Here is a 17251-nt window from a genome sequence, read left to right as displayed (position 1 = left end):
CGCGGGTCTTGATCTGAAAGCTCGGATCGGCGCCGCCATGGAGGTCCTGCGCGAACAGCGTCATGCCTTCGGCGTGCGTGAGGAAATCAGCATAGAGCGCGTCGAACTGCTCTGACGTGATCGACTGGTTGCCGGCCCACCACATCTTCTCGGTGGAGGCGTCGCGCACCGTGAACTTGTCCTTCGGGCTGCGGCCGGTGAATTCGCCGGTGTCGGCGCAGAGCGCGCCATCGGCGGAGAGCACAGCTTCGCCGGATGACAGCGAATATTGGTAGAGCTGCGGCGCTCCGAGGTTCCAATGCACCTCCTTGAGTTTCTTTAAGCCAAATTTATCGGCGCCAAAGGCACCGTTACGCACGCCTGTCTCTTGCACGAAGGATCTCCCATCAATCACCGCACGACCTAGCGGTCGATCACGAAATGCGAATGACAATGAAACGCAAGAATAGTGCCACGATCTGGGGCTTACCTATTCAAGACGACGGGCAGGCATGCGACAGCATCATGCCCGACCCAATTTGCCCAAATTGCAGTCGCGGGGCGTGAGATCTCCGGGCAGTTCGCCGGTGAGTCCGGCCGCAACCATTTCTTTTCTCGCCCGGATGGGCCGTGCCGGTCAGCCCGCCACGCCATGGTAACCGCGATACCATTCGACAAATCGCCGCAGGCCTTCAGCCAACGGCGTCGAAGGCGAGAACCCGACATCGCGTTGCAGCGCCGAGATGTCGGCACAGGTCTCGAGCACGTCCCCCGCCTGCATCGGAAGGAGATCCCGAACCGCCGGCTTTCCAATGATCTCCTCGAGCGTCGAGACAAAATCGAGCAAATTCACCGGCCGGTTGTTGCCAATGTTGTAGACGCGATACGGAGCCGCACTTGTGGCAGATTCAGGCTGCTCCGCATCCCAGGCCGGATTCGGCGCAGCCGGACGATCCAGGGTGCGGATCACACCCTCCGCGATATCGTCGACATAGGTGAAGTCGCGCCGCATGTTGCCGTGGTTGAAAATCTTGATCGGCTTGCCTTCGAAAATTGCGCGCGTGAAGAGATAGGCCGCCATATCGGGCCTTCCCCACGGGCCATACACGGTAAAGAACCGCAGGCCGGTGACCGGAAGCCGGTGCACATGGGCATAGGTGTGCGCCATCAACTCGTTGGCTTTTTTACTTGCGGCGTAGAGGCTGACCGGATGATCGACCGATTGCTCCGTCGCGTACGGAAGCGTGCGGTTGGCGCCGTAAACGGAACTCGACGAAGCAAAAACCAGGTGCTTCACGTTGTGGCGGCGGCTGCTCTCCAGCACGGTGACGAACCCGTCGCAATTCGCCCGGATGCAGGCGATCGGATCGTCGATCGATGCGCGAACGCCGGGTTGTGCGGCAAGATGCACGACGCGATCAGGCCTGACCGCATCGAAAGCAAGTTTCGTCGCGCTGGAATCCGCAAGATCCGTTTCATGAAATGCGAAGCCGGTGTGCTGCGTCAGGTAATTTAGCCGGGCGCGCTTCAGCGCCGGGTCGTAATAGGGTGTGAGCGCGTCAATGCCGACAACCTGCTCACCGCGCGCGAGCAGCCGTTCGCACACCTGCATGCCGATAAATCCGGCGGCCCCAGTAACAATCACAGGTCCCAAAGTCGACACGGTCATCCTCACTCGGTCCGCGCATTAAACAGCGTAAGGCAACTCGCCACGCTTCAAGCGCAATCTGCCAAATTCGCGTGCAGCGTATTTAAATCGCCGTTTGCGCGTTCAATCCCTGAAAGACGTATGCAGGGCATCCGTCAGCGGCGACACGATATATTCCAGCGCCGTGCGCTCGCCGGTCGCGACCACCACGTCGGCCTGCATGCCCGCGATCAGCTTGTCGCGGTAGCGTGCATCGAGCTTGGCATCGGAGAGATCGATGAGGCCGAGAAAATAGGGCTGCTTGGTAACGTCGTCCACCAGCCTGTCATGCGAAATGGATGCCAGCTTTCCGGTCATCATTTGAATGCCGCGCGCGCGGAGTCCCGGGAAACGAATTTCGGCGGTCTGCCCCACGCTGAGATGTTCGATCGAATTGACGGGAAGCTGGGCGTGGACGACGAGCTTCTGGTTGCTCGGAACGATCTCCATCAGCGACTCGCCGGCACGAACGACCTGCCCGACCGTAAACACTTTCAAATTCTGTACGGTGCCCGCTCGCGGCGCGCGAATATCGAGGCGGGTGAACAAGTCCCGCGCCACGATCAGCTTTTCCTTCGCGGTGTTGATCTTCTGGCGTGTTTCCAGCAGCTGGGCCGAGACTTCCTCCTGGAATTTCTGCTCCAGCTGCATCACCTGCAGGCGCGCTTCGCTGATTCCGTTGGTCGCTTTCGCCGTATCCGCGATGGCCCGGCCGACGATGCCCTCAAGGCGCGTGCGCTCCCTTTCCATGGCAAGCACGCGCGTGATCGGGATCAACCCCCGCTCCTTCAGCGAACGAAGGCCCGTCAACTCCTCGTCGAGGAAACCGATCTGCTTCTCGGTCGACGACTTCTCGACGCCGATGCCTTCCATTTCCCACCCGAGCTGCTGAATCTTGGATTCGATCAGCGTGATCTGGGTCGCGCGCGAGCGCTTGCGCTCTTCAAATTGCAGCGTCTGGTCCTGGACGATCCTGGCCAGGACCGGTGAAGCGGCCTGCCGCTCCAGCAGTTCCGGAGGAAAGGTGATGCGATCGCGGCGATCGATTTCGGCAACCAGTGACGCTTCGAGCGCGAGCGCGCCGTCGAGTTGACTACGTACCGTCTCGAGCCCCGAGCTCGCCTGCAGCGGCGACAGGTTGACCAGCAATTGCCCCTCAACGACGGACTGCCCTTCTCTGACCGAAATCTCGCTCACCATGCCGCCTTCGAGGTGCTGCACCACCTTGCGGCTGTCCTCGATCATGACAACGCCCTGCGCAACGACGCCGCGGTCGAGCGGTGCGACAGCCGCCCACCCTCCCATGACACCGAAGGTGAAAATGATCAGCGTGTATCCGGCGATTGCCGTTTTGCCTTGCGCATTTGCGAATGGCAGCGAACTGGGGACGCGCCGGGGAATACCTGCCTTGAAGCGCGCAGGAATTGAAAACCATGCAGGAATTGAGAAACGAACCTTGAACATGATGACTGACCTCAGCCTGCCGCAGCCCGAACGGGCACTGGAGGAGCGATCAAATGCTTGAGCACTTCGTGGCGGGGACCAAACACTTGCGCCATGCCGCCCTCCAGCACGAGAATCTTGTCGGCCACGGTCAGTACGCTGATCTTGTGGGTAATCAGAACGATTGTGGTGCCGAACGAGCGAAATCGGCTGATCGCCTGGACCAGCGCTTCCTCGCCACCCTGGTCAAGACTTGCATTGGGTTCATCGAGAACGACCAGGGCCGGACGATCAAAGAACGCCCGAGCCAGCCCGATGCGTTGGCGCTGGCCGCCCGACAGCGTGGCGCCCCCCTCGCCGACCGCGGTGTTGTAGCCGTCCGGCAGGAGCTGGATCATCTCGTGACATCCGCAAAGCCTGGCGGTCTCGATCACCGCTTCGCTGTCGACCTCTTGAAACCGCGCGATGTTCTGCGCGACGGTTCCGGAAAACAGCTCGATGTCCTGCGGCAGATAACCGATGTAGCGACCGCGTTCGCGCGGATTCCAATGCGAAAAATCGAAGCCGTCGAGACGCACATTGCCTGACGACGGTCGCCACACGCCCGTAATCACCCGAGCCAGGCTGGATTTTCCGGCGGCGCTCGGGCCGACAATGCCCACGACTTCGCCCGGTCGGGCTTCGAACGAGATATTCCGCAAGGTGCTGCGCGACTGTTCCGGAGGTCCCGCGGTGACCGCCTCGAGCGTCAGATGGCCGACCGGCCGCGGCAGGCTCACCCGCTGCGGCTCCTCGCCGGCGACAGCGAACAGTTTGACAAGCCTGCTCCAGCTGTTGCGCGCGTTGGTCAGTCCCTTCCAGTTTCCGACGACGCCTTCGACGGGAGCAAGCGCCCGCCCGACAAAGATCGAAGCGGCGATGATCATGCCCGCAGAAATCTGATTGTGGATCGCAAGATAGGCGCCAAGGCCAAGTACCATCGATTGCAGGAACATGCGGACGAACTTGGACGCGGCCGCCATCAACCCCGACCGTGTGCCTGCGATTGCCTGAAGATTGAGCACATGGGCGTGTTGCGCAATCCAGGTCTCGCGCAGGACATCGAGCATGCCCATGGCGTGAATGACTTCGGCGTTGCGCAGGGCAGATACGGCCTTCTGGTTGGCCGCGATCGACGACTTGGAGGCCTGGCTCATCGGGCCCGTGGTGGCGAGCTCACTGGCAACCGTCAACAGGAAGATAAGGGCCGAGCCGACCAGCGCGATCGCCCCGAACCAGGGGTGAAGAAAGAAGCAGGTCACGATGAAGATCGGCATCCACAGCAAGTCGCACAGCGCAATCAGCGCCGGACCGGCGATGAACTCGCGAACCGAATCGAGGTCCCGCAGCGTTTGTCCCTGGGCAAGACGGGGGAAATGCAGGCCGGCGGAGTGCGTTGCATCGAAGACCGAGCCGGCCAGCTTGCTGTCGACCGCGAGGCTGGCCTGAACCATCAGGCGCGAGCGCAGCATCTCAAGCAGCGCATTGATGATCAGGAGATAACCGACCAGCAGCGTGATGCCGAGCAGCGTGGTCTCGTTGCGGCTGCCGATCACCCGGTCATAAATCTGCAGCATATAAAGCGGGCTGGTGAATGCGAGCAGATTAATGAAGAAGCTGAAAACCACCGTCGTCATGACTGCCGGAACGCACGACTTCACGCCGTTGACGAGAACGGTGCTTGCCTTAATTGGACCAGACCCAGCCATTGCGAAAATCCCGCTCCACCATTCCGCGCTGATCCAACAAGGAAACATGCCCGCACAAATCCCATGCGCGCAGAATGTGTGCTTTTTGTTGCGCGCTGAGTTCCATCTCCACTCAATTAAATCCAGCCGACAGCGCGCGCCTGATCACATCAAACCAAATTCGTTCCTAAATAATTAGCACGCTGCAAGATTCATGAAGCCGACATGCTCGTTTGGTTTGCATTTGATTGAGCCTCTCTTGCCAGCACGGCATCTAGTGATTTAACGGAGGCAGCATGCGTGCGGAACGGTTCCCACGGATGGTTCGCCATGCCAGACTTCGCCATGCCAGACTTGGCAGAACTCGAACTCACTCCCCGTGCCCACTAACAAGGCAGCAGCCAACACTGGGTGCGTGAAAGCTGAAGAAGATCGTCTTTGAAAATTTTCATCAACGGTAGATTCCTGTCGCAATCGCTCACGGGCGTTCAGCGCTATGCCGCCGAAATGGTTAAGGCCATGGATCGCTTGCTGGCGTCCGGGCAAGCCGCGCAGCCCCTGCTCGCGGCGGAATGGCAGCTCCTCACCCCGCCCAACGCGAAGGCCGAGCTCGACCTCGCCGTCATCAGGACCAGACAGGTAGGCCGGCGGACCGGGCATGCCTGGGATCAGATCGACCTTGCGCGGGCGTCGGCGGGTGGCCGGCTGATCAGCCTCGCCAACTCCGGGCCGGTTCTTCACCGTAATCACCTCGTCGTCCTGCATGACGCACAGGTGTTTCGCCGGCCGGATTTCTTCAGCCGGAGCTATCTGATGCTGCACCGGACGCTGGGCCATCTGCTGGCCCGAACCGCGACAATTGCCACGGTTTCCGAGTTCTCGCGGCGCGAACTCGCCGCCGCCTTGCGGTTGGCACCGTCGGCCATTCCGGTGTTTTCCAACAGCGCGGAGCATTTTGCGGCAACAGTGCCGGATTTTCGCGTGATCGACCGGTTGGGCCTCGTGCCCCACCGCTACTTTCTCTTCGTCGGGTCGATGACGAAGAACAAGAACGTTTCGCTGGCCATTCGGGCGTCGGAGCGGCTGGGCCGCGCTGATATTCCGCTCGTCGTGGTCGGCGGCGACAACAGCAAGGTGTTTTCGGACGGCCCCACCGCCGCAAAGGCCGGGGTTGTGATGGCGGGCCGGCTCAGCGACGAAGAGATCGCGGCGCTCTTTTCGCGTGCAAATTCATTTATTTTCCCCAGCCTTTATGAAGGCTTCGGTGTGCCTCCGCTGGAGGCAATGTTCTTCGCCTGTCCGGTGATAGCGAGTACGGCAGAGGCGGTACGCGAAACCTGCGGCGACGCCGCCGCTTATTTCGACCCGCTCAACGTGGACGAGCTGCATCAACGCATGCTCGAAAGAATTGCAGCAGGAGGCATATCCGGCCCCGAGCGGCAGAAACAGGAAGCGCGCCTGGCAGCCTATTCGTGGGCTAAATCCGCTACCGCCATGTTGCGTTTTCTCGAAAAATCCACAGTTTAAAATTTAAATAAACGTATTAAACCTGAACAAAGGCAGGAGCCCACCACATCGCGGCCCAATTATTGCTGCGTATTGGGGATCAGTTTGTCGTATCGGCGTGAAAGAAAATGAAGGATTAAGGGTGCCCAGCAGTCAGGTTAGAACCATGAGAGTTCTGCATGTCGCCGAAACGATCCGGGGCGGCATCGCGACTTATCTCAACGAGCTGCACCCCCACCAGCGGACCAGCCTCGGCGCCGGCAACGTGCACTATGTGATACCATCCGGTCATCGGGCCGATTTGGTTGGGATCGAAGACGCGGAAATCACGGAATTCGGCCGTTCGGACCGGGGTATTTCGGGCCTGTTCCGGATGCTGGTGGCGACCCTGCGCGCTGTTCACCGCCAGCAACCGGATGTCGTTCACCTGCACTCCTCGTTTGCCGGACTGGTTCTCCGCCCGTTCCTGTTGCTGAGGCGCAAGCGGCCGCGGGTCGTCTACTGTCCGCACGGCTGGGCTTTCTCTCGCGAGACGGGCCGGCTGAGCCATCAGGTCACCAAGATCACGGAAGGTATCCTGGCCAGGATCACGGATCGGATCATCTGCATTTCGAGGGATGAGTACAAAGAGGGGGTTCAGGCCGGAATTGAAGCCGATCGCCTGGTTCTTGTGCACAACGGTATTTCGAAACACCGTCCGCTGCTCGATACTGTCTCGGCGATATGGCCTTCGGAAAAGACCAAGGTTCTGTTCATCGGCCGCCTCGACCGCCAGAAGGGGTACGATCTCCTGACCGAAGCCGCCCGCGCGCTCGAGGACCAGGTGGACGTCCGGATCGTCGGGGCTTCGGTGATCGGCAAATACAAGGATGAGGGGCGTGCGCTTCCCTCCAACGTCTCGTTGCTGGGCTGGCAGGATCGACACCAGATCGAGGCCCAGCTCGAGAAGGCGGATCTCGTCGTCATCCCCTCACGCTGGGAGGCCTTCGGCCTCGTCGCCCTCGAGGCGATGCGGGCGGCCAAACCGATCATTGCCTTTCGCATCGGCGCGTTGCCGGAAATCGTCGAAGATGGCGTGACGGGTGTGCTTTGTGAGCCGGCTTCCGCCGCCCAACTCGTTGAAGGGTTTCGGCGCGCGCTGAAGCTCGATCTGCCTGCGGTCGGTCTGCGAGGCTACGAGCGCTTCAGACAGCTTTATGACATCGAGAAGACGCATCGCGTCCTTAGCCAGGTCTATGTCGACCTCGGACGAGGCGATCACATCCGGTCCCGGCAACAAGCCGAACTGCAATCGGATTTGCCGAACAATTTCTAATCGCAGCCGCTGCCTTGCGGCGCCGAAAGACATTAATTTTCAAAGGCATTAATTTTCAAAAGCCTGGACGCCTCGTCGAACGGCTGGCGGCCGGGCCCCGTCAAATCACCTGCCCAGCCACAGAAAGTCGACTCCGCGCGGCTTCTGGTCATCGCTGGCGGCGGACTCGTTCCCGCGCTCGCGCCTGTCGGAGAACGACCACCGTATCAGGACAGCGACGAGCAACGCGCAGGTCAAAAAACCTGCGGTGAACGCCAACAATGCCACCGGTAGGGCATCCATTTCGCTTGCCTCCCTTTTCTCGTTTGAAGCGAGTATAGCTAGGGGGCCCGAATTAGTAAGTAGTTACGTCAATCCAGGAGACTCGTGCTTAACGGCTGAAATCCCTAACAAATATTGGACAACCGGCTTTCGCCGCGCCGCGCGAAATATTGTTGCGCTGCGGCATCGATTTGCGGGGAGTTCCCCGTGCCAACTCATGTATAAGTGGCGAACGCCCCTAAAGGAGGCTTCCATTTGGAAACGCTGCTGTACGTTCTGGCAGGCTGGTTCGTGTTTAATATCCTTTTCGCCCTAGCAATGTACTTCCGACCGATCCGGCCAAATCCTGCCTCAGCCGATAACCCGGCCAAATCTCACGCTGCGGATCCATCCGATGCCGCGAGCGGGCGTCCATTGCTGTTTAAATCGCCCGGTGGACGTGGCCATTCCATCGTCACCAGGGTTCTGTTCTTTGGCCACTGGCTAAGCGACCGCGTTCGCTCATCGATCGCCGCGAAGCAAGAACCCACCTAGCCGTTCAAATCCTGCGTGCGCCCGCCCTAGCCGATCCGGGACGGCTGTCCTGGACGCCTGTACCGCCCCCGGGCGGGCGCTCGGCAAGTGCGCCGAGCGGCGTTCCACGCCCGGTCTTTCCGCAGCCTCGAGCCCGGCATCCCAGGGATCGTTCGGCTGATCCCCGGCCGGGCGCTCGACCTTGCATGTCGACCTTGATCCACCAGGCACCGCAGTCACCCGCCACAGCGTATGCGCGCCGTCGCCCTGATATTAAATAGCGACGAATAATACGATATTTAATTCTCCCAGCCGGACATGAAGGCGAGATAGTGACGAGAAAATGACGCATTTACTGACAATACACGCCATGCTCAAACTTTAGCCAGGTTTTGCTCAGAACCCTCTCAGTGCAAGTTGCAAGAAGGTCACATGGCCGAGGCTTTACCTCGGAAGGCGGCCGCTCGGGAGTGACTTCGGATCCGGATGATTGCTACGGTTAAATGGGACGAAGAGTTTTAAATTGGACCAAGCGTATCACGAGGGTGCTGCAGTGATTAAAGGAAGAACAAAAGCAAAAGGGCTGATTTGTTCTTCTGCTCTTTTTGCGGCACTGGCGTTCGGCCTTGGCGGCTGCGCGGGCTTTATTCCGACGGATGCGCCGGATGGATCAGCGACGCATTCGAACGCGGCGATCGTTACGCAGCCATCGGCACCGCTTCCCTACATACTGATGCCGATCAATCCGGTGGTGTTGCAGGCCACCAATTCCTTTACCGACGGTACGGGGTTGGTATTTTCCCGGTTGCCTGGCGGGAACTATCGCGATGTGACCATTGGTGTCGGCGATATCGTTACCGTCACCGTTTACGAGGCCCAGGCCGGCGGTCTGTTCATCCCGCGCGAAGCGGGCGTGAGGCCGGGTAATTTCGTCGACATTCCACGTCAGCAGGTCGACCAGTCGGGCAATATCAACATCCCGTATGCCGGTGCGATCAAGGTATCCGGCCTGACCCCGCGCGCGGTGGGCAATATCATTCGCGAACGTCTCAAGGATCGCGCCATCGATCCACAAGCCGTCGTCAGCGTTGCTGAGCAGCGCGGCAATCAGGTTAGCGTGCTTGGCGAGGTCAACACGCCGCTGCGCTTCCCGGTCGACCCCGGCGGCATTCGGCTGATGGGCGCCATCGCGCGCGCGGGCGGTCCCAAATACCCCTCTTACGAATCCACCATCACGATCAAACGAAGCGGCCGTACCTACAACGAGTCGATGTCGAGCGTCGTCCGTCATCCCGGCGAAGACATCTTGCTCGCTCCCGGCGACGTCGTCTTCCTGACGCGAATTCCGAGGGTGTTCATGGTCTTCGGCTCGACACCGTCGCCCGGCTCGATCGGCGGCACCAACAACCGCCGTTTCACCTTCGAAAACGACAGCATGACGTTGGCCGAAGCGCTGGCGAAAGCCGGCGGTCTGGACGGCATCCGCGCCGATGCCAAATCGATCTTCGTCTATCGCTTCGAACCAAAGCCGCTGCTGGAGAAGATCGGACTGGAGGTATCTCAGTTCCCGACCCAGCTGGCGCCCGCCATCTACAAGTTCGACATGAGCAAGCCCGATGGCTGGTTCCACGCGGACTCATTCCGGATGCGCGATCACGACGTGATTTCGGTCGCGGAGTCGCCGTCGACCGAGTTCATCAAGCTGATGAATCCGCTGAACGCGGCAACCACGAACGCGGCAAATATCAGCGCCACCATTGCGAACTCGAGATAGACCAGGGAGCATCGCCCAACTCGAACCGCAACAAGAGAGGATAGACGCGTTCAGGCAATCGATTGCTCGCAATCGCGCCATGGACGAGACCCTTTGTCTTGATCAAGAGCCGGAACACATCGGGCGCCAGGACCCGCACGCTGTTCCGACATGCCCTGCAACTGAAAAGGCATGGCAGCCGATAGCGAGACTACCTATCTCTGCCGATCAAACACCGAAGCCAAGTGCCGGAACGGCATGCCGCATCGGAACCCTGCTGCCGGTCGATGCAGATGGCCCGACTTCCCTCGCCTTCAATTTCCCTTGGCGAATGGAACTCTCGCACCGGTAAGCTTCCAACCTGAGGCGATCCTTGAGAATACTCATCGTCAATACGCTTTATCCTCCGGAGATCATCGGGGGCGCTGAAGTTTCCGTGTCGCTGCTCGCGCAAGCCCTTTCCCGCAACCACCATCAGGTTTCCGTCGTCAGCCTGCATGACGCGCAGAGGACCTCGGTCAGCGATTTAAAGGGCGTCCGCGTCTACAGACTTCAGATCGACAATGATTACTGGCCATTCGGCCAGGATCGAAAGCCATCGCGACTGCAACGCCTGAAATGGCACTTGCGTGACACCTGGAACCGGAAGGCCGCGAAACGGTTCGCGGAAATCCTGGATATTGAAAAGCCTGACGTCGTCCACACCAACAACCTGACGGGATTTTCAGTGGCGCTCTGGTCGGAAGCCAGGCGCCGCAACATCAGGATCGTGCATACGTTGCGCGACTACTCGCTGCTCTGCAAAAGGTCGACGCTTTTCAGGAATGGCGCTACCTGCGAGCGCCGATGCACGTCCTGCGCCGCCATGACGGCTTCGTCCCGGCTCGCCTCGCGCCTGGTCGATGCAGTCACCTCCAACAGCCAGTACGTGCTCGATCGGCATCAGCGTCTCGGATACTTTTCCGAAATTCCGGATCGCGTGATCTTCAACATTGCCGACACCAGCGCGCTCGCCCCTGCGGCGGCCCCCTCCGATGAGGACCTGACATTTGGATTCATCGGACGGATTGAAGCCGAGAAAGGCATCGATGTCGTGCTCAAGGCAACAGAATTGCTGCCCGACACCGGTTGGCAGCTCAAGATTGCCGGCAGAGGTCTCGAGTCCGATGTCCGGGAATTCAAAGCCCGTCACCCGAGCGACCGGGTGAAATGGCTGGGCTTTGCCAAATCTCAGGATTTTTACGCCGGTATCGACGTCTGCCTGATCAGCTCGGTCTGGCCGGAGCCGCTGCCGCGCACCCTGATCGAGGGAATTAGCGCCGGCCGCGCCACAATTTGTTCCACTGCGGGTGGGATACCGGAGATATCGAGGTTTTCCAACCTTATCGGTATGTACCAACCAAGCGATCACCGCGAGCTGGCCGGACTAATGTTGAAGGGGATAGACGAGGCCGCTCGATGGAAAAAAAGCCTGCCTCCGCGACCAGACTTTGCGGAGAAGTTCACGCCTGAGACCATTACACGCGAATATTTGGAGATGTATTCGGCCGACAGCTAGGGGGACAGTTCTGTATCAATGAGAGCAATTGCAACCAATCGCTATACGATCTGCACCGGGACGGCTCATTTTTGATGAGGGTCCTTGTTACAACATCCCTCTATCCGACGCCGCTGGCCCCAAAGGTCATCGGCGGCGCGGAAATATTCGTACGCAAACTGGTCGAGGGCTTCGTCGCCAGCGGGGACAGTGTGGAAGTGATCCGCGCCGCGTCAGCCCCCAACCAGCAAACGGAATCATGCGACGATGTCGATATCTATTCCGAGCCGGTCAGTAACATCTATCTGCCGTTCACCGAACAGCACAGCGCACCAATGCGGGGACTCTGGCACGCGGTCGAGGATTGGCGACGATCGACAAAATTGGTCGCCGACCGGATCAAGGCGTTCAGGCCTGACGTGCTGCATTCCAATAATCTGTCGGGCCTGACGACGGCGGTCTGGAAGGCCGCATCCGACCACGGCATCCCCATCGTCCACACCTTGCACGATTATTACCTGACCTGCCCGCGATGTTCGCGCTTCTCCCACGGCAGCACCTGCACGCACACCTGCTTCAGCTGCAAGATACTAACCGTAAGCCGCCGCACCGCAACCAGGCAGCTCAGCGCGATCGTTGGCGTGAGCCAGCGCATTCTGGATATTCACACGGAGTTGGGCCTCTTCGCAGACACCCCGCTTCGCAAGGTCATCAGACACGCTTCGGCACTTCCCCCGGTCGCGCCCGAGCCCAGACGCCCGGCCGACCTCCTGACGCTGGGTTTCATCGGGCGCCTCACGGAGGAGAAAGGCATTTACAATCTCGTCAAGGCTGTCGGCTCGTTGCCGCCAAACTCCGTCAAGCTGGTGATCGCAGGCTCTGCCAGCACCGAGATGAAGGAGCGGTTGCGTGCCTTGGCACCTGAAGCCCAGATCGAATTCCTGGGATTTGTCGCCCCCGAAACGTTCTATCGTCAAATCGACGTCGTGGTGATTCCGCCGATCTGGGAGGAGCCCGGCCCCATCGTGGTCGCTGATGCCCAGGCCGCCGGCAAGCCCTTCCTCGGCACCCGCTTCGGAGGCATACCGGAGGCCGTCGCACGGGGCGCGGTCGGATGGCTTACGGCGCCCGATCCCGACTCGCTGGCCGAAAGCATCAGGAAGATGTTGTCGAATCCTGACGAAGTAACAACAATGACCCGAAAGTTCGCCGACAAGAACAGTCAACGTACATTCTCGGAAGTCGTCGCCGAATACCGCGCGGTCTTCGAGCAGCTGCGCCGCCGTGAGAACTAGCCGTGTGATGGGGAACGATGCGGCTCCGATTTCTCCAGTATCCTGCCGCCAGCTGAGCAGCCAACCCTCCCGCCGGCGCCCGTTAACAGGGATTTAATTTCCTGACGTCCTTCAGCAAGGGGACATTTAATACTGCACACGTTGTTGCGCGCAGTGCCGCGCGTTTCGGCTGGCAGCACCGCTTGGTGGAAGGTAAGGTCGAACGAGTCGATCGTTCAGGACCTGCTTCGCAACAAGGCACCGGCGGCAATCGATCGACACCGATGAGGCGATAGTTGAAGATACTTCTCGTAAACAGCCTTTACCCTCCGGAAATCATGGGAGGCGCTGAAGTTTCCGTTTCTCTGCTGGCGGAAGCACTGGCCCTCAGGGGTCACCAGGTTTCCGTGATTTGCCTTCACAAGGCGGCGGAAACCTCGATCAGCGAGATCAGGGGTGTTCGCGTATACAGGTTGCAGATCGACAACGACTATTGGCCGTTCGACCAGGATCGAAAGCCGTCGCGGCTGCGACGACTTAAATGGCATTTGCGTGACACCTGGAATCGCGAGGCGGCCAAACGCTTCGGCGCGGTTCTCGATGCTGAGGCGCCCGACGTTTTGCACACCAACAATCTCACGGGATTTTCGGTATCGTTGTGGTCGGAAGCCAGGCGCCGCAAGCTGCGGGTCGTCCACACGCTGCGCGACTATTCCCTGATCTGCAAAAGGTCGACCCTGTTCCGCAACGGACAGACATGTGCCCGCCGGTGCCCGGCCTGCGCGACCATGACCGCCCCTTCCCTGATTGCTTCGCGTATGGTCGACGCCGTCGTTTCGAACAGCCAGTTTGTGCTGGATCAGCACCAGAAACTTGGCTATTTCGCCAACATCCCGGGCAAGGTCATCTTCAATATTGCCGACGTCAGCGAGGCGGCTCCGGTTTCACCGCCCGCCACCGGCGATCTGGTGTTCGGCTTCATTGGGCGGATCGAAGCCGAAAAGGGTATCGAGGTCGTACTGAAGGCGGCCGAACTGCTGCCTGACGCAGGTTGGAGGCTGAAGATTGCCGGAAAGGGGCTCGAGCAGTACGTAGGCGGCCTGAAGGCCGGGCAGAAGAACGATCGCATCGAATGGCTTGGCTTTACGAAAGCGGCGAATTTCTACGCCAGCATCGACGTCTGCCTCGTCAGCTCGGTCTGGCCGGAACCGCTGCCGCGGACGCTGATCGAAAGCATCAATGCCGGCCGCGCAACCATTTGCTCGACGGCAGGAGGGATTCCGGAGATTTCGGGATTTTCAAATATGGTGGGCTCCTACGAGCCAAACAATTTTCGTCAGTTGGCCGAACTCATGGTGAAGGCGGTCAACGACACAACGAGATGGAAAATGACGCAGCCGCTACAATCGGATTTTGCAGATAAATTTTCGCCGGAGTCGGTCACGCGGCAATACATGGAGGTTTATTCGGCCGGCAATTCGAAAGCTCCCTGACCGGGAATAGTTTCAAGCATCCATTTTTTTATTGTTCTTGGGGACGAGACTCCTTCAATGAGAGTTCTTATTACGTCATCCATCTATCCAACGCCGCAGGCTCCAAAAGTCGTGGGCGGCGCGGAAATATTCGTGCGCCGGCTTGCCGAAAGCCTGGTGGACAAGGGTGACAGCGTGGAAGTGATCCGCGCCGCGTCCGCTCCCAACCAAACGATGGAAACGTGCAACGGCATCGACGTTTATTCGGCGCCGGTAAAGAATGTGTATTTCCCGTTCAGCAAACCCCATAGCGCGCCGGTTCGCGCAGTCTGGCATGCGGTGGAAGACTGGCAGCAGACCTCGCAACTGGTTGCCGAACGTATACGGGCCTTCAAGCCCGATATCCTGCACTCCAACAATCTCTCGGGATTGACGACAGGGGTATGGAAAACTGCTTCGGACCTGCGCGTTCCGGTTCTTCATACCCTTCACGACTATTACCTGACCTGCCCGCGGTGCTCTCGCTTTTCGAACGGAAGCGCGTGTGCTCACACCTGCGTCAGTTGCAAGATTTTGACGGTCAACCGACGCAGCACGACAAAGCATCTCGACGCAGTCGTGGGCGTGAGCCAACGTATCCTTGATATCCATACCCAGTTCGGGCTGTTTGCCGATACGCCAATGCGCGCCGTCATTCGCAATGCTTCGACTGCCGATGTCGGTGACAAGGCCACGGAAAGTCCCGACGGAGTGGTTACCTTTGGATTTATCGGAAGGTTGACGCAGGAGAAGGGCATCTACAACCTCGTCCAGGCGGTTGCGGCAATTCCATCTCACCTGATGCGGCTTGTCGTCGCCGGCCATGCAACGGAAAGCCAGCGAGCGCATATCAAATCGCTGGCGCCCAACGCCCGAATTGATTTCCTGGGCTTTGTCGCACCCAGGGAATTCTATGAACTGGTCGATGTCGTGGTGGTTCCGTCAGTTTGGGAAGACCCAAGCCCGCTGGTGGTGGCCGACGCGCAGGCGGCCGGAAAACCGCTGCTCGGGACCCTCTTCGGGGGAATACAGGAAGTGATCGAACAGGATGTTACGGGATGGCTGACGGCGCCTGACCCCGGGTCTCTGACCAAGAGCCTGTTGCAGATCATTGAGTCCCCCCGGCAGATTTCCGATATCAGCCAACGGTTAAGAGCTGGACTCAACAAATGGACCTTCGTTGACGTCGTTGCCAGATATCGCGATGCATTCGGGCACGTCAAGCAATCCCGGGGAATGGCCAGATCATGATGGTCCCGGCCATAGCGGCTGAGAGCTACGCCCCGGCTCGATACCCGGGCCGGCCGCCAACTCACTTCGGTCTGAAATGATTCGGCTCCTCGCGTTCGGCGGCTATGTTTTCCAGAGTGCGGCCGCCATCGCGCTCATTTTCGCCATCAGCCATCTCCTGCCGCCCGCCAGCTATACTTCGTTTTCGCTCGCTTTGGCGTCAAGCCAGCTGCTGTGCGTATTCATGTTCGAATGGCTGCAACTTGCCGGCGTTCGTTTTCTCGCGGCGGCGGAGGGCGAAGACGCCGCGAGATTGCGGTCCTCGTTGTTCGCCGCGGGATTATTGAGCACCGTGGTGCTGGTTTCAGTCGGGAGTGCCGCCTCACTGATCGGCACTCTCGCACCCCGCGTCGTCGCGCTTGGGCTGGCAATCGCAGTTCTGCAGGGACTCACCGACATGTATTTCATGGCGATCCGCGTATCGGATCGGCTTGGTACGGCGGCCTTCCTCCTGATCCTGCGAGCCAGCCTCCTGCTTGTCGGTGCCGTTGCCGGCGCGAGCATCTATGGTACGGCCGAAGCCACTCTCCTTGGCATCGTATGCGGCCATGCGACATCCCTGGTTGCCGGCCTGTTCGCGCATCGCACGCCGCTGCGATGGGTACCCTATCGTATCATGTTGACGGACTGGATGGATTTCTCCCGCTACGGAATGCTGGCCGCCGGCGCCTCGGTGATCCATCTCTCCGTTCCGGTGATGATCCGCTTCATCGTTGTCAGCAGTTTGGGAGCCGCAGCCCCCACAGCGACCGCCGCCTTTCTGATGGCGATCGATTTGCTGCAGCGGCCATTCTCGGTTCTCGTGGCCGCGATACACACGGTGAGTTATCCTGACGTGGTCATCCAGTTCGAGCGCGGCACCGACGAGCAGGCGCGGCGGGCGACATCCCGGTTGCTTGACTTCATTCTATGCGCGACAACCGTCATGTTGGGCGGCCTGATCGGCTTTCTCCCGGATGCCAGCCGGCTTTTCGTTCCGGCCGATCTCCTGACGAGTTTCCTGGCGGTGGCCCCGGCAGCCGCCGTGTTCTACTTTCTTCATACCCATCTCCAGGCCACGCTTGCGGTGATCCCGCACTTGAGAAAATCCGCAACCAGGCTCGTGGTGGTCGCTGCCTGCCAACTGGCGCTGGTGTCGGCTGTATCGATGATTGCAGCCCGGCTGGGCCTGTCCATAGCCGCTCAGGTCGCGAGCGCCGCCGTTGCAACGGCAATCGTCATACTGTGCGGCAGTGGCCCGATCATTCGTTTCGGAGTAGTCCCGAGATGGCTCCTGCTGGGCGCATCGCTTGTTGCAGCCGTCCTGATTGGAGCTTTCGCGGCAGCTCCCTCCGAACCCATGCTCTGGCTGGCCGGCAAAATTGTCATCGCGGCCGTGGCCGTCGCGCTTGTCGCCTGGCAGGGCGAGTTTCTGTCGGCCAGAAGCGCGGACCAACGTCCGGACAAAGATTGATC

General features: G+C 59.8%; 14 protein-coding genes. 10 read left to right on the top strand and 4 right to left on the bottom strand.

Going from position 1 to position 17251, the window contains the following annotated elements; genetic code table 11:
- The 4 genes from JQ597_RS24150 to JQ597_RS24135 form a co-directional block, all read right to left on the bottom strand.
- Positions 1-373, bottom strand: a 373-nt coding sequence (locus tag JQ597_RS24150; RefSeq protein WP_212267271.1) for a phosphoenolpyruvate carboxykinase (ATP), incomplete at its 3' end; no start/stop codon positions are given.
- Positions 374-616: 243 nt separating this feature from the next.
- Positions 617-1648 carry an NAD-dependent epimerase gene (locus JQ597_RS24145; RefSeq protein WP_212267269.1) on the bottom strand — a complete coding sequence of 344 codons (1032 nt, stop codon included), beginning with the start codon at positions 1646-1648 and terminating at the stop codon, positions 617-619.
- A 102-nt stretch (positions 1649-1750) separates the two neighbouring features.
- A complete protein-coding gene (locus JQ597_RS24140) occupies positions 1751-3130 on the bottom strand; it encodes an HlyD family type I secretion periplasmic adaptor subunit (protein WP_212267267.1) in 1380 nt (459 codons plus the stop codon).
- An 11-nt stretch (positions 3131-3141) separates the two neighbouring features.
- Complete coding sequence (locus JQ597_RS24135) at positions 3142-4785, bottom strand: type I secretion system permease/ATPase (protein ID WP_249133376.1); 1644 nt, start codon at positions 4783-4785, stop codon at positions 3142-3144.
- On the opposite strand from JQ597_RS24135, the gene JQ597_RS24130 reads away from it, so the two are divergent.
- The 10 genes from JQ597_RS24130 (at position 4757) to JQ597_RS24085 (ending at position 17249) form a co-directional block, all read left to right on the top strand.
- Positions 4757-5035, top strand: a complete 279-nt coding sequence (locus tag JQ597_RS24130; protein ID WP_212267298.1) for a hypothetical protein — start codon at positions 4757-4759, stop codon at positions 5033-5035. The two genes, JQ597_RS24135 and JQ597_RS24130, sit on opposite strands and share 29 nt — an antisense overlap.
- Before the next feature lie 239 nt (positions 5036-5274).
- Positions 5275-6363 carry a glycosyltransferase family 4 protein gene (locus JQ597_RS24125; RefSeq protein ID WP_212267263.1) on the top strand — a complete coding sequence of 363 codons (1089 nt, stop codon included), beginning with the start codon at positions 5275-5277 and terminating at the stop codon, positions 6361-6363.
- A gap of 145 nt (positions 6364-6508) precedes the next feature.
- Positions 6509-7657 carry a glycosyltransferase gene (locus tag JQ597_RS24120; protein ID WP_212267261.1) on the top strand — a complete coding sequence of 383 codons (1149 nt, stop codon included), beginning with the start codon at positions 6509-6511 and terminating at the stop codon, positions 7655-7657.
- Positions 7658-8173: 516 nt separating this feature from the next.
- Positions 8174-8452, top strand: a complete 279-nt coding sequence (locus tag JQ597_RS24115) for a hypothetical protein (RefSeq protein WP_212267259.1) — start codon at positions 8174-8176, stop codon at positions 8450-8452.
- A gap of 532 nt (positions 8453-8984) precedes the next feature.
- A complete protein-coding gene (locus JQ597_RS24110; RefSeq protein WP_212267257.1) occupies positions 8985-10205 on the top strand; it encodes a polysaccharide biosynthesis/export family protein in 1221 nt (406 codons plus the stop codon).
- Between the two features lie 352 nt (positions 10206-10557).
- Positions 10558-11742, top strand: a complete 1185-nt coding sequence (locus JQ597_RS24105; RefSeq protein ID WP_212267255.1) for a glycosyltransferase family 4 protein — start codon at positions 10558-10560, stop codon at positions 11740-11742.
- A 74-nt stretch (positions 11743-11816) separates the two neighbouring features.
- Complete coding sequence (locus JQ597_RS24100; RefSeq protein ID WP_212267253.1) at positions 11817-13016, top strand: glycosyltransferase family 4 protein; 1200 nt, start codon at positions 11817-11819, stop codon at positions 13014-13016.
- A 275-nt stretch (positions 13017-13291) separates the two neighbouring features.
- Positions 13292-14488: a glycosyltransferase family 4 protein gene (locus JQ597_RS24095; protein ID WP_212267251.1), complete on the top strand. Its 1197-nt coding sequence runs from the start codon at positions 13292-13294 to the stop codon at positions 14486-14488.
- A 57-nt stretch (positions 14489-14545) separates the two neighbouring features.
- Positions 14546-15757 (top strand): glycosyltransferase family 4 protein, encoded by a 1212-nt coding sequence (locus JQ597_RS24090; RefSeq protein ID WP_212267249.1) that lies wholly within the window; start codon positions 14546-14548, stop codon positions 15755-15757.
- 304 nt (positions 15758-16061) lie between these two features.
- Complete coding sequence (locus JQ597_RS24085; protein ID WP_349628875.1) at positions 16062-17249, top strand: hypothetical protein; 1188 nt, start codon at positions 16062-16064, stop codon at positions 17247-17249.
- The last annotated feature ends 2 nt before the right edge of the window (positions 17250-17251 follow it).

The organism is Bradyrhizobium sp. AUGA SZCCT0177 (assembly GCF_018130125.1).
Taxonomy (GTDB): domain Bacteria; phylum Pseudomonadota; class Alphaproteobacteria; order Rhizobiales; family Xanthobacteraceae; genus Bradyrhizobium.
The sequence above is the reverse complement of the archived record's forward strand: the minus strand, read 5'-3'. Positions and strand labels throughout refer to the sequence as shown.

Bases quoted from the DNA above. Each gene is read 5' to 3' on its own strand.
- JQ597_RS24130 (WP_212267298.1), top strand. From the start codon at position 4,757: ATGAAGAAGCTGAAAACCACCGTCGTCATGACTGCCGGAACGCACGAC.
- JQ597_RS24135 (WP_249133376.1), bottom strand. From the start codon at position 4,785: ATGACGACGGTGGTTTTCAGCTTCTTCATTAATCTGCTCGCATTCACC.
- JQ597_RS24090 (WP_212267249.1), top strand. From the start codon at position 14,546: ATGAGAGTTCTTATTACGTCATCCATCTATCCAACGCCGCAGGCTCCA.
- JQ597_RS24145 (WP_212267269.1), bottom strand. From the start codon at position 1,648: ATGACCGTGTCGACTTTGGGACCTGTGATTGTTACTGGGGCCGCCGGA.
- JQ597_RS24120 (WP_212267261.1), top strand. From the start codon at position 6,509: ATGAGAGTTCTGCATGTCGCCGAAACGATCCGGGGCGGCATCGCGACT.
- JQ597_RS24140 (WP_212267267.1), bottom strand. From the start codon at position 3,130: ATGTTCAAGGTTCGTTTCTCAATTCCTGCATGGTTTTCAATTCCTGCG.
- JQ597_RS24100 (WP_212267253.1), top strand. From the start codon at position 11,817: ATGAGGGTCCTTGTTACAACATCCCTCTATCCGACGCCGCTGGCCCCA.